Here is a 13,602-nt window from a genome sequence, read left to right as displayed (position 1 = left end):
TAAAAAAGGGGTAGTGAAAAATGAATAAAGTACTAGTAACTGGGGGCTTTGGATTTATTGGCTCTCATATTGTCGATACATTAATCCGTAATAATTATGAAGTGGCTATATATGATAACCTCTCCACCGGATCTATCGGGAATGTCCAGGCCAAAGTCACTCCCTTCTTTGGAAATGTTGAAGATGAGGTCCAACTTGAAAATGCGATGGAGACATTTAGGCCTGACTATGTCATTCATCAAGCTGCACAAGTTAGTGTACAACAATCCATTTCGGATATAACGAATGATGCACGGATCAATATCATGGGAACGATAAACATCGTTAAGCTTTCTCACAAATATGCCGTTAAAAAGATCGTGTTTGCCTCATCAGCAGCTGTATATGGAGATGCCGATGTTATGCCAATCACATTATCACATCTTACTTCTCCATTATCACCCTATGGTGCATCAAAAAAAACGGCCGAGGATTATCTAAAGCTTGCAAATGAATTATACGATTTAAATTATGTGAATCTTCGATACAGCAATGTATATGGACCAAGACAGACAGCTAGCGGCGAAGGCGGTGTTATATCGATCTTCACTAATCTTGTGATTAAAAATGAGCGGCCCGTCATTTATGGAGACGGCACTCAAACAAGGGATTTCATCTATGTTAAAGATGTAGCCGATGCCAATTTGAAAGCGTTGGAATCTGAAGGAAGCGGCACCTTCAATGTCTCATCAACCACCAGTACAAGCATCAATCAATTATTCTCGCTTATTCAATCATTTGGCAGCCATGATTTATCTCCTATTTATCAGCCAGCGAAAAATGGTGATATCAAAGAAAGCTTACTCTGTAATAAAACGACACTTCAAAAATTGGGTTGGCACCCCGCTCATTCACTTGAACAGGGTCTTGCGAGCACATATGAATATTATTTAAACCAAAATCAGCCTTCTTTAAACAGAAAGACGATTCATTCATCAGCACCACTACTCAAGCCAACGACTTTATCGTCATAAAATCGGGAGCGAATAAAGTGAATACAAAGAAGAACTCTATTTTAAAAAATATTGTCCATTTATTTTACAGTACCATTCTATCTAATGTTCTTAATGCCGCCACGCTCATTCTATTAGCAAATTATTTTAACTCAAAGAACTATGGAATTTTCAGTGTGGCATTGGCTCTTGCCATGGTCATGAACTTTTTCACGGACCTCGGGACAAGTAATACTTTTCTAAGGGAAGGTTCAAAAAAGGAAAACTTAGGAAGAACGTTTTCTTCCTATATTAAGATTCGGATTGTTTGCTCCCTTTTGATCTTTTTTGTTTTCTTTGCCGGCATAAGGATTCTTTATCAAGAACAACAAATTCTTTATATGATCTATAGTCTAATGATCCCGATGGTCATTGGCCTGGCGATGCAAAGTATTGGAATAACCTATTTCCAATTAACTGAAAGGATGCAATTCATCGCGTCGATAAAAATCTTCTCTTCTTTTGCGTTAATACTTTCCACCACGGTGAGTATGGGCTTAAAAGTGGATGTTCATCTAGCAGCCTTTTTATATGGATTCTCTTATTTAGCCGGTGGATTTTACAGCCTTTATTTACTGCTGAAAAAAGCGGAAATACAATGGAAGTCTCCTTTTGAAAAACAATTATTAACGAATCTTAGTCCGTTTTTAATCAGTGGGTTATTTATTATGCTAACCCCACAATTGGGTCCATTGGTGCTGGAAAAAACACTGCCTTTAGCGCTTGTTGGTCTCTTTGCAGTAGCTTATCGGATTCCTTCTGCTTTATACCAAATACCAGGGGTCATCGCAGGCGCTTTTTTTCCGCTTTTATTTAAGCGATACAACCAAGGTGAGCTTGCAGAACACACAAAATTAAATATCTTGCAAATGAAAATCATGTCCTATATCGGTATGTGCATGACTATAACCTTATTCTACTTGGCCACTTACCTCGTCACCATTTTATTCGGAGCTGAGTGGGGATCTGCGGTTCAGCCTTTAAAAATATTGGCTTTTATAATCGTTCTGCAAGGCTTTAACATTGCCATTGCTGACGGTCTCACGACAAGGGGATTACAGAACCGGCGTACATTTGTCCAGTTTATAACCATCACCGTTGGTTTGGTTTCCTTCTATTTTATGAGCGTTAACTATGCAGTGGCTGGCTCAGCTTTTGCCGTCCTTACCATGGAAATCGTCTCATTCATTGGCTATGTCGCTGCCAACCCAGAAAAAAGAGCGGTATTCTTCAAGGTTATCCTGCCGTATGGTACCTTCTTTTTCATTAGTTTCATCCTGATGCAAAACTTATTATCCAAGTATCCTTTTATAGCCATGATTTCTACCATCATTTTCGTCACTGCTCTAATTTTACTGCTCGATAAGAGCATCAAGCAATTAATCGTTGGCTTTATTAAAAAGAAACCTGCTACCGAACATTTACAAGATGGGAGACAAAAAGAGAATGGAAAGATTGCTAATTAATAAAAACACCTCTATATGGTCAGTCTTTCTCTTGTTATTTTTTATTACGCTCAGTAAATATAATATCTCCATCGGTTTTTCTTTAAAAATTTACATGATATTTCTAGCCATTTTCTTTTGCATTCATTTTCGGGATTTTTATTTCCATACCCTTTATCATTATGAAATCCTTTTGCTTTTATTTTATTTCACCTATTGTCTGAGCGGCGCGTTTTCTCAGTATCCTGAATCGAGCATTCGGGTCATCCTAGGAGTGATACTCGTACTTGGCTGTTATTTCATCATGAGATTTGTACTGGAGCTAACAACGCTAAGTGCAATTGAGAAATCGATTGCAAATGTCGGTATCATCTTTAACGTCATTAGCCTATTATTGTACATCATCGGCATAAGGGTGACAGGTAGATTTCCAACAGGTGTTGAGATTACATCATATGGATTATTATTGGACCGGGATTACCCAAGATTAATCGGTTTGCTGGATGACCCAAACATCTTCATTTTTTTTAACACAATCTTTTTTTCCTATTATTTAACCAATTTAAAGGGATTAAAGCATTCTATTGGATTCCTCCTATGTATGATTACTTCCCTTCTTACTTTTTCAAGAGGTGGAATTTTAGCGCTTGTACTGGTGGTCTTTTTGTACATGCTGTTAGCTAATTTCTCAAAAAAAATCAAAATGTTAGCTGTTTCCTTATTATTTTTAGCGGTAATATATGTTGCTGGATCTCTTATCAATATAGATCTCAATGAAATCGTCACGAGCCGCATTTCTGACTTTTCAACTGATGGGGGCAGCGGAAGGTTTGAATTATGGGGGCAGGCGATCAACTACTTTATGTCAAATCCCCTTTTTGGCATTGGCGCTTTTAATTTTTCCGATTATTACGCTTTCGAGCATAATGAAAAGCTATATGTTCACAATACGTATCTCGAGGTTTTAGTAGAGTCTGGAATCATTGGTTTTCTTTTTTACCTTTCCTTTTTATTAATGCTTATCATCACTTTATTCAAGACTAAATTACATAAAGAAAAACCCTTCATTGTGCTTACTCTTTTTGCTTTCTTAATACAGATGATGTCCCTTTCACTCATGATTAATGAAGCATTTTTTTCCTTTTTAGCACTAACTTTAAAATATATTTCGGTATATGAGAAAAAAGAGGTGGAATGTAATGACCTACAGCAAAAAAGATGACAGTCCTTTAGTTTCCGTGATAACTCCCTCGTATAATAGCTCGTCTTTTATTACTGAAACGATAAAAACTGTCCAAGATCAAACCTATTTTAACTGGGAGATGATCATTGTAGATGATCAATCAAAGGATAACTCTGTTTCTGTCATTAAATCCTATGCAGAGCACGATTCACGGATCAGACTTATTCCTTTATCTAAGAATGTCGGAGCTGCCCGTGCAAGAAATATAGCCATTAAAGAAGCCCATGGAAAATATATCGCGTTTCTTGATAGTGATGATCTATGGCTCCCAACTAAATTGGAAGAACAAGTCACTTTTATGCAAAAAGGAAATCTTGCTTTCTCTTTCACCTCCTATTCTTTAATAGATGAAGAAGGAAAGTCTCTTGATATTGAAGTAAATGCACCTAAAGAGGTGGATTATAAGCATCTGATTGGAAATACAACAATTGGCTGTTTAACCGTGATGCTGGATAGGCTGCAAATCAAGCATATTGAAATGCCCGATATTCAGCCTGAGGATACTGCATTATGGCTGTTACTGTTACGACAAGGATATAAAGCGCATGGCTTACCGAAAGTGTTATCCAAATATCGGATTGTAAGTAACTCTACTTCAAGAAATAAATTTAAGGCTGCTTACCGATATTGGAAACTGTTACGAAGCCAGGAAAAATTAAACTTTGTAAAAGCTAACTTCTATTTTAGCAAATACGCCTATAACGCATACAACAAAAACAGAGGTTCACAGCCTGCCTCTTTACTAAATGGAGGGAAATAAGGTATATGAACAATGTCCTGCTACTTACAGATAAACTCATAATAGGCGGAGCTGAGATGTATTTTTGCAAATTGGAAAACCATCTCCAGGATGAAAACATGACGTTTTACTCTGCTGCTGCGACTGGGGAATTGTACAAGCAAATTCATAACAAACAACAATTTATTCCTTTAAGCTTAAAGAATCACCTTGCCAATCTTAAAATACTAACTAAAGAAGTCAGCTTAAAACACATCGATGTCATTCATGCCAATAGTTTACGAATGCTGCTATACTCGATCGCCATCAAGAAACTGACCAGAAGAAATATCAAGCTAGTCTATACCAAGCATAATGTAACCATCCTAGAAAAAAAGATGCCCTTTCTATTTAAAAGGGTGCTGAATAAGCATGTTGAACAAATCATTGCGGTCAGTAATTTTGAAAAAGATAACTTACTTCAGCTTGGTGTTAGGAAGGAGCTTATTCGGACGATTTACAATGGCGTAGATGTAGAGCACTTTTCTTTTAAACAATTACAGCCTAAAGAAACCTTCAATGTGGGAATCTTAGCCCGCTTATCAAAAGAGAAAAATCATGAACTTTTCTTGAAAATCGTTAATGAGTTAAAGGATGTTCCTAATGTGATGTTTTATATTGCTGGAGATGGACCAGAGCGGGAATTTGTAGAAAAAATGATCAAAGACTTAAAGTTACGCCATAAAGTGATGCTACTGGGCAATGCCTCCAATCCGTATGAATTTATATGCAATATGGACTTACTTCTTTTAACATCACTTAGAGAAGTTTTTCCAATGGTCGTCCTGGAAGCGATGGCCGCAGGAACGCCAATTATGTCAGTCGATGTAGGCGGCATTAAAGAGGCGGTTGTGGACCATGAAACCGGGATTCTCATTTCACAACATTCAGAACAGGAATTTGCCAAACAAATAAAAACGCTTCAAGATAATGTGGATTTAAGACAACGCTTGGGAAGCAAAGCAAGACAAAAAGTAGAAGAATCCTTCTCCCTCTCGAATATGATTCATTCTACACTGAAAACCTATCAATGAACAAAAAACAAACGATGACCTCGTTTGTTTTTGTTTTTTATACCTATACATACTTTTTTGGACAAGCATATGCTATATAACATCACCATAAAAGGAGTGTTATATATGGCAGACCCACTCAACCTCCCTGAGGATTGCCAGAACAGGGATGTTGCTAATATCGATTGTTTTGGCGCCAATCCGAATCTAGCGGACAATTCACCAGCCATTCAAGCAGCGATTGATTATTGTGTAGATAATAACTACTCTAAAGTTGTTATTACAGGGAAGAAACAATATACCCTTTCCTCCCCTATTATCATTAAGCAAAATGTCCATCTAGAAATTGATCCGACGATAACATTAATCGTTAAAGGTAATTTCCAGGTTTTTGAGCTTCAGAAGGATGCTTCCCTCTCCGGCGGGACGATTGAAGTAGTCGATACTAGCTTCAATTCATCCGTCATTTTCCTTTCCGGGGCGCAGCAAATTGAAATCCATAATCATACAGCTATATCAAATATCAATATTATAAACCGTACAACAACATATCAAGGTATAGCCATCCATCTATACTGCAACAAAGCTTGGGATTTCATCAGTTTCTTTAAAGCAAGCTCCCTCCAAATTACAAACTTCCATACAGCACTCTATTTAAAAACCGAAAAACTAGTAAATGTAGATACCCCATGCTGGATTAATGCCAACTCCTTCGAGTCCATCTTCATAGATGGCTGCCAGTACGGAATCGAGATTGTCGGAAGCAGTGATCTACCTTACGAAATTTCCGGCAACACCTTTACTGGAATTCAAGTTCAAAGCCGAAAACAAACGAAAAAAGTCATTCGATGCTCAGGTGCTTATAATATATTTGAAGGCATCATATGGGATACCTACCGAATGGACGATCCTCCGCTCGTCATTGAATTCTCCTCCGCATCCCATCACAACTACCTAAGCTCGAATCAGGTATCCACATCCATCCTTGATCGCGGCCAATACAATCGATGTACATCTCCTCATGAAGAATCGCTCCAAGTATATCCACCTCTTGCCTTAGGAAAAGCCCATTTGGTCGGGAATCAAGACGATATCCTAGTAAATGCAAACGTCCGCTACGCTGTACGTCAGCTTTCTGGAAAGGCTCCTTATGGAGGAAATATCAATAACTGTTTCAATTTACTCGATGAGCAAAGTGTAAATTACCTCGATGTCCCTAGTTCCCAACCGGTTGTGATTGAATTGGATTTTACCAAACAGCCTATTAAAATGCTAAATTGCTTTGGTATTTATTTTGGATGGAATGAAAGTCCCAGCCGAGTATTAATTGAATATCAACAAAGCTTAAATGGACCATGGATCACAGCTAAAAATCTCCCATTTAATGCCGGTAACACTGTTATCTCAGAAGCAAGAGCAGAAACACTGTATAAAATTAGACTGACGTTAAGCGGGTATACACAAGAGCACAAACGATTCCGAATTAATCGGATCTTCGCAAGATCATCGTTACAGCAAGGTGCAGCTTGGCTGCCGACTACAGGCGGAACATTATATGGAGATTTAGAACTCCAAAAAGGGAAAGCGGTAACAATGGCTTCACCAAACGGAACTAAGTGGAAAGTGACTATTAATGATCAAGGTCAAATTATCACTACAAAACTATGACTATGAAATATAAAAAAACCGGCATATATACTCTTTATCCAAAGAGGAAAGGATTATTCCCCATGGTTAAAGATCAATAGTACCAGTTAATTAATGGTTATTAATGTTATCTCCAAATTATATTACAGGGTGTGTGCATATCTATTAGCTAATCACCCTTTTCACTTTTATTATTGATTCAAGATATTGGCCTGACCTCTGTCAGCGATTCGACTCATAGGCAGAGACGGGATCTCAATGATAGTGCCCATACTATTATCCTTAAGTTCAATAACATCGTTTTGAAGTGTGATTTTGTCCAAATCCCAAGCCATTCCCTCAAACTTATTGTATTGCCCATTTACCTTCAAAATGCTCTTTGTTTTGCCTGAAGGCTGTATCTGTAAGTTGGTAAATTGATTACCACTAACCTCATTCGGTACGGTAGAGTTACTATCTATGTAAATCATATTCACACAATCTTCTAATGATAGATTCAAAAAACGATTAGCATTGATCCAGGCCTTACCAGAAGACGGTTTTTCAGCTATTAGCTTTACACCAGTCTCCATTCCTGCAACCTTGACATTTTCAAAGTTCACGAAAGAAATCTCATGTTCTTTACCGCTAGCATATAAAGATATCCCTGTACCCTGATGACTCTCAGACCAGTTAATGATATTTACATCCGTCACTTGCGTTTTGTTCCAGGTATTATAATATTTATACTTTCCATCTAAGTAAATGACCTCTGAACTAAATTCAGCATCATTTATCACTACATAAGCACCTTCAATGGAAGCATTCTGCTCAAGCTCAAGCACCCTGAAATTCCCCTCAACAATGAACTTCGTTCCGTATCCAAATAGCAGCTTAACACCTTTCCTAACTTTGATTGGTGATGAAATCGAATACTCCCTATCATCTAGCATAACCGTCTTTAACTTATTGGCCTTTGCATGATCAATGGCAGCCTGAATCTTCGCAGAATCATTAGCCCCTTTAAAATCTTCAACGTATATCTTTTCTTTGTGATTTGATAGAGAATGTTTCTGCTGAAAAATGAAGAAAACAATTAGCAAAAAACAGAAGGAAAAACCTATGATTTTTTTCATGAAATTCCATCCTTTTTTAAGTTTTTAATTTAGGTGTTTCCTATAGGAGATAAGAGTCTCCCATCAATTTTTGCATAATACTCTTGTTTAAGTAACTATTAATATAAAAAGACAGACAGCTAAAGAATGTTTCAATTTAACAAATTATGACTGAAATGTTTGTGGGCTTCAATTATGAAGGAAGTGTAGGAATATCACGAGGTATATATAATAATAGAAGAATCCCTTTTTGAGTTAATAAAAAAGACAAAGAGCTTTCAAAAACACTCTTTGCCTCTATTAATCTTTAGAAAATTCTTAGGGTCAAGCATCCAAAAAAATCTTTTTAATACCATTTATCAATTTACTATTGTTACTTTTTATTATAATATTCCACATACCAATTTACGAATTTTTGCAAACCCTCTTCTATCGAAGTTTCCGGTTTAAATCCGACAGCCTTCTGCAGCAAATCAGTAGAAGCATAAGTGGCAGGTACATCTCCAGGTTTGATTGGTTCGAAAACCTTATCAAATTCTATCTCCTTACCTAGAGCATTACTTAAACATTTCTCCAAAGCTCCAATGAAAGCCATCAACTTTTCAGGATTGTTGTTTCCTATGTTAAATACTTTGTGAGGAACAGCATTTTCTTCAACTGAAGGATTGGAAAGGAGCCGCTCAATTCCTTCCACTATGTCATCAATGTAGGTGAAGTCTCTATATAGATCATTTTCAAAATCACCATTATTAAAGATCTTAATTGGTTCATCAGCAAAATACTTATCAGTAAATCCAAAGTAGGCCATATCCGGTCGTCCCATAGGCCCATAAACCGTAAAGAAACGGAGTCCAGTTGCTGGAATATTATATAGATGACTGTATGTATGGGCCATCAATTCATTGGATTTCTTAGTCGATGCATAAAGTGAGACAGGATTGTCCACAAAATCCGTTTCTTCAAATGGAACTTTTTTGTTAGCTCCATAAACAGAACTCGATGATGCATATACAAGATGGTCCACAGGATTGTGCCTGCAAGCTTCAAGTATGTTATAAAAACCAATGATATTACTTTGAATGTAAACATCCGGATTTTCTATCGAGTACCGAACTCCCGCTTGGGCAGCCAAATTTACTACGATATTAGGTTTATACTCTTCAAAGATATTGGTAATGATCGCTTTGTCAGAAATATCACCTGTGATAAAGGTAAATTTCTCATAAGGTTTAAGTTGCTCCAAACGAGCATATTTAAGCTTCACATCATAGTAATCATTTATATTATCAACACCGATCACATTACAGCCTTGTTCTAATAGTTTCCTTGATAAGAAAAAACCGATGAAACCTGCCGCTCCAGTGATTAGGTATGTTTTACTAGGATCTAGGGATTTGTAATTCAACTTGTTTCGACTCCTTTATTGTTTCTCTACTTGCAGGTTTTCTTCCAATGGAGTGATACTCTACCCCTGTTTCCTGCATTTCTTCAACACTATAGATATTTCTTCCATCATATACTAAAGGTGTTCTCATCAACGTCTTATATGTTTCTGGCGTTAACGCCTTCACTTCTCCCCATTCAGTAAAGATAAAACAGACATTTGCACTTTCTAAGGCATGTTCTATATTCGTAACATACGTGATACTGCCTTTGCCATTCTTACCTTCTGGATACACTTTAGCAAAATTCTCTGCTCCAACAGGATCAAAAGCATAGATATCGGCTCCTTGCTCTAATAATAAAGGCACGTTCTCAAGAGATGCAGCTTCTCTTAAATCATCAGTACCAGGCTTAAAAGTCAATCCTAGTACCGCTACTTTCAGACCGTTAAACGTAATGAGTCTTTTACTAGCTTTTTTATATAGCATCGTCTTTTGGTCCTTATTCACATCAATAGCAGCTTTGACTGTTTTAAGCTCGTAACCGTTTTGCCTTGCCAGGTACTCCAATGCTTTAGTATCCTTAGGAAAACACGAACCGCCATAACCTATACCTGCATTTAAAAACTTGCTTCCGATACGATTATCGAAGCTCATCCCTCTAGCAACATCCTGAATATCCGCACCAACAAGTTCACATAGGTTGGCTATATCATTCATATAAGAGATTTTAAGAGCAAGAAAATCATTGGAGGCATACTTGATCATTTCTGCGGATCTTCTATTAACTGAAACAACGGGTAAATGAAACGGCTCATAAATATTCTGCATAAGTTCTTCAGCCCATTTACTTTCCGTTCCGATAATGATTCGTTCGGCATGTAGTGTATCATGCACAGCAGAACCTTGTGCCAAGAATTCCGGGTTCGATACAACTTCCACTTTTACATCATTAACTAAAAAATCTTGTATAAACTGCTCGACTTTATCATTCGTTCCAACCGGGACCGTTGATTTCACGACGACTAGACAATCCTTTTCCACCGATTCAGCAATTTGCCTAGCGACTGTTGCGATGTATGAAAGATTTGCAGAACCATCTGCCTGCTCTGGAGTACCGACACCGATAAAGATAGCATCAGCATCCTTATAGGCTGATTTATAATCTGTTGTATAATCAATCCTACCAGCAGCATAATTCTTCTGCATTAATTCTTCCAAATCAGCCTCATAAATAGGAGAAATCCCAGATTTCATTACGTTTACTTTATTTTCATCTATATCTACACAGGTCACTTGATGACCAACTTCGGCAAAACATACTCCTGCCACTAAACCAACATAACCTGTTCCAGCTACTGCTATTTTGTTCATTGTTAACTTCCTTTCTCATGTGAATATATGAATAACCACGATATTAAATTGGTATTTTCAAGAATAATACCTTGTAAGATATCTTCTAATAAATACACATTCTATGCTAAATTCTACCTTATTGATTTCTATTTGTTACAAATTTTTTACCTAAACCTATTATTTCACTACGCATATTCGAAAACAAAGATAATATCAAAAAGTAAAATACAACACATACACAAATAGAAAATAAATTCCATATTAAACTATCATTAAATTTTTGCAGTAAAATTCCAATCCCCCCCATAGCTACAGCTGATACAACTGTAGGGAAAATATTCTTTAAGGTCCTTATAATTGGAATGCCTATAAAATACTTCATAAAAATAAAATGTACCAATATAAATTCCATTCGTATCAAAGATCGTGCATATACAAATGTCCAAAAACCATATTTGCTGCTAATAAAACAAACAGGGACTAAAACTATTAAATGAAGTAACTGAGCTAAAAATGATAGCTTTGGTCTGCCTTTGGCCCTGTAAACCTCGCTACAAAAATGACCAAGCACTATCATAATTGCACTGGTTAACGCCCATATTCCAATTACGTTACTCGCTTCACTCCAACGACTACCTAATAATATCTGAGTTGCTAAATCACTATTCAGGTATATCCCTACGCCTAATGGAAATATAAAAATGGATACCACTCTTTGCATTTTAAAATACATTTTATTAAACTTTTCTGTTTCATTTTGTAAACGAGACAAAGCAGAGAATAGGACTGGAACCGTTGAAGCTGTGACAATAGCCATTAGTGCATTGACCATAGTTGTTGAAGTTTTATAAATACCTAAATAGTGCTCACTTAATAAACTTCCAATAATAAATGCATCAATCCAAGTTGTCATCCAAATTGAAATCGCTTCTATCAATGACCAAATACTAAATGACAACATCTCTTTTAAAATTTGCAAATCAAAAAATAAACTTGGTTTCCACTTAGATTTAATTGTCAGAACAACTGCGTTAGAAATTTCCATACATATTGTTCCAATAATTAATGACCAATAACTTAATCCTAAGAATGCTAATGGCAATGTTATAAAAATCGGAACACACAATGATATCATTCTTACTAGGAAAAGCGTCTTGAAATCAAATTCCCGTCTATAAAGAGACATCTGTATACTTGAAAAAGCTGTAAGGGGCAGTTGTATACAAGCCACCGCAATAACATTACCTAAGCCTGGGTTTCCAACTAATGATGAAAGCTGATCACTATACAAAATAATAATTACCCATAGTATGAGAGAAATAGCGAAATTCGTTAAAAATGCCACATTTGCGTATTTGTGCTTTTCATTTTCGTTTTTAAAATCATGTTGAATCAAATATTTCTGAAACCCTGCATCAGTAAACATATCAACAAAAGTGGTAATTAATACGACAGTAGCTACAACACCAAAAGCTTCCGGAGTAATTACTCTTGCTAAAATCATTGTTGTTAAAGGGGTAACTATCTTTACTGCTATTTGTGTTAAAGTTGACCATTTTGTTGCCTTTGCAACATTACTATGAAGTTTATAATCTTCAGTCATGAATTCTCCTCATTTTTCAACATCACTTACCATTTCGATTTTCCTTCTTTTCTATATTCAACCAGTCTCCGAAAATTCTATCATATTTTTCAGGCTCAAATTTTTCGAATCCACTAAAGTGATAAAAAGTAAGTTCACCAAAATAAATTTTTCCATTTATATCATAAAAATCAACACGCACATGAGGCATTTCTTTTGATAACCTTTTTGATAATGAAATCATTTCATCAAAACCAAGTGGTTTTTTTAATTTTTTGGTACTATTTTCATAATGATTAGACACAGGAAGATGATTAAATTCCATATCAAAGAAATCAAATCTCGTATCAATTTGTCTATCTGTAGCAATAAACATAGCTTTTGGTTCACCATCAAAACAGAAGAATTTATAATCTTTTAATTCTATGCCCGATTCATCGACCATTAGTTTTTCACAAATAATTCTTGGCGTAATATCTTTATATGGATATTCACGCTTTTTCCAAAAATAATTTGTTTTTAAACTCTTATTTAATTTTATCGCAGCTTCTTCTTTGTTAAACTTTGATTTATCCTTACAAATTACTACTCCTCCTGAATCATGCGTACACTTTATTACAAATTGATTAGGTAAAGTTTCAAAATCAATCTCCTCGAAGCTATTATAAACACCATAAATAGGGATTAAGTATTCTTCTCCAATTAAATTAGAAATATATGTTCTAACTTCATACTTATCTACCAAATTAGTATATAAGGGATTTTTGTCATTTATCTTAAGCCACTGCAATTTTTCATTATAGGTTAATGGATTTTTAATATTTAACTTTTTACCCATTCGTGCACGGAATAACATTTTAAGATAAACCTCATCTGGAATCCACTTTAATGAAATTCTAGAGGATAAAAAACTAATTATTTTAAAAGGGTTGGATATTACATTTAATAATTTCACAAATTGTTGCCTCTCCTTTGTTTATAGCATTAGGTAATACATAATAAATACTATGAAAATATCTTCTCCCACTTAC

At 35.8% G+C, this 13,602-nt stretch carries 11 protein-coding genes; 6 read left to right on the top strand and 5 right to left on the bottom strand.

The features are described from left to right. Positions 1–20: 20 nt before the first annotated feature. The 6 genes from V3595_RS04480 to V3595_RS04455 all read left to right on the top strand — a co-directional run bounded on the left by V3595_RS04480 (position 21) and on the right by V3595_RS04455 (position 7,178). Positions 21–1,013, top strand: a complete 993-nt coding sequence (locus V3595_RS04480; RefSeq protein ID WP_485905550.1) for an NAD-dependent epimerase/dehydratase family protein — start codon at positions 21–23, stop codon at positions 1,011–1,013. Positions 1,014–1,030: 17 nt separating this feature from the next. After that, the gene (locus tag V3595_RS04475; RefSeq protein ID WP_485905549.1) at positions 1,031–2,497 is read left to right on the top strand and encodes an oligosaccharide flippase family protein; all 1,467 of its coding nucleotides are present in this window, start codon (positions 1,031–1,033) and stop codon (positions 2,495–2,497) included. Next, complete coding sequence (locus tag V3595_RS04470; RefSeq protein ID WP_485905548.1) at positions 2,478–3,698, top strand: O-antigen ligase family protein; 1,221 nt, start codon at positions 2,478–2,480, stop codon at positions 3,696–3,698. The genes V3595_RS04475 and V3595_RS04470 overlap by 20 nt, the downstream gene beginning before the upstream one ends. Next, positions 3,676–4,479: a glycosyltransferase family 2 protein gene (locus V3595_RS04465; protein ID WP_485905547.1), complete on the top strand. Its 804-nt coding sequence runs from the start codon at positions 3,676–3,678 to the stop codon at positions 4,477–4,479. The genes V3595_RS04470 and V3595_RS04465 overlap by 23 nt, the downstream gene beginning before the upstream one ends. 5 nt (positions 4,480–4,484) lie before the next feature. Continuing rightward, a complete protein-coding gene (locus V3595_RS04460) occupies positions 4,485–5,531 on the top strand; it encodes a glycosyltransferase family 4 protein (protein WP_485905546.1) in 1,047 nt (348 codons plus the stop codon). Positions 5,532–5,636: 105 nt separating this feature from the next. Continuing rightward, complete coding sequence (locus tag V3595_RS04455) at positions 5,637–7,178, top strand: hypothetical protein (RefSeq protein WP_485905545.1); 1,542 nt, start codon at positions 5,637–5,639, stop codon at positions 7,176–7,178. A gap of 170 nt (positions 7,179–7,348) precedes the next feature. On the opposite strand, the gene V3595_RS04450 is transcribed toward V3595_RS04455, so the two are convergent. From V3595_RS04450 to V3595_RS04430, 5 genes are all read right to left on the bottom strand, one after another. Beyond that, positions 7,349–8,272 (bottom strand): hypothetical protein, encoded by a 924-nt coding sequence (locus V3595_RS04450; protein WP_485905544.1) that lies wholly within the window; start codon positions 8,270–8,272, stop codon positions 7,349–7,351. A gap of 352 nt (positions 8,273–8,624) precedes the next feature. After that, positions 8,625–9,656 carry a GDP-mannose 4,6-dehydratase gene (locus V3595_RS04445; RefSeq protein WP_485905543.1) on the bottom strand — a complete coding sequence of 344 codons (1,032 nt, stop codon included), beginning with the start codon at positions 9,654–9,656 and terminating at the stop codon, positions 8,625–8,627. Further along, entirely contained in the window at positions 9,631–11,007 is a 1,377-nt protein-coding gene (locus V3595_RS04440; protein WP_485905542.1) for a UDP-glucose dehydrogenase family protein, read from the bottom strand. Before V3595_RS04440 ends, V3595_RS04445 begins: the two co-directional genes overlap by 26 nt. A gap of 118 nt (positions 11,008–11,125) precedes the next feature. Then, positions 11,126–12,592, bottom strand: coding sequence for a lipopolysaccharide biosynthesis protein (locus V3595_RS04435; RefSeq protein WP_485905541.1), 1,467 nt, complete (start codon positions 12,590–12,592; stop codon positions 11,126–11,128). A 22-nt stretch (positions 12,593–12,614) separates the two neighbouring features. Next, on the bottom strand, positions 12,615–13,526 hold the full coding sequence (locus V3595_RS04430) for an ATP-grasp fold amidoligase family protein (protein ID WP_485905540.1): 912 nt from the start codon (positions 13,524–13,526) through the stop codon (positions 12,615–12,617). Between the last annotated feature and the right edge of the window lie 76 nt (positions 13,527–13,602).

Origin of the sequence: Bacillus sp. CFBP9009 (assembly GCF_036541465.1) — a bacterium.
GTDB lineage: Bacteria > Bacillota > Bacilli > Bacillales > DSM-1321 > Peribacillus.
Note: the sequence above shows the minus strand (reverse complement) of the source record. Positions and strands in the feature narration are given on the sequence as shown.

Bases quoted from the DNA above. Each gene is read 5' to 3' on its own strand.
- V3595_RS04440 (WP_485905542.1), bottom strand. From the start codon at position 11,007: ATGAACAAAATAGCAGTAGCTGGAACAGGTTATGTTGGTTTAGTGGCA.
- V3595_RS04460 (WP_485905546.1), top strand. From the start codon at position 4,485: ATGAACAATGTCCTGCTACTTACAGATAAACTCATAATAGGCGGAGCT.
- V3595_RS04455 (WP_485905545.1), top strand. From the start codon at position 5,637: ATGGCAGACCCACTCAACCTCCCTGAGGATTGCCAGAACAGGGATGTT.
- V3595_RS04435 (WP_485905541.1), bottom strand. From the start codon at position 12,592: ATGACTGAAGATTATAAACTTCATAGTAATGTTGCAAAGGCAACAAAA.
- V3595_RS04450 (WP_485905544.1), bottom strand. From the start codon at position 8,272: ATGAAAAAAATCATAGGTTTTTCCTTCTGTTTTTTGCTAATTGTTTTC.
- V3595_RS04470 (WP_485905548.1), top strand. From the start codon at position 2,478: ATGGAAAGATTGCTAATTAATAAAAACACCTCTATATGGTCAGTCTTT.
- V3595_RS04465 (WP_485905547.1), top strand. From the start codon at position 3,676: ATGACCTACAGCAAAAAAGATGACAGTCCTTTAGTTTCCGTGATAACT.
- V3595_RS04480 (WP_485905550.1), top strand. From the start codon at position 21: ATGAATAAAGTACTAGTAACTGGGGGCTTTGGATTTATTGGCTCTCAT.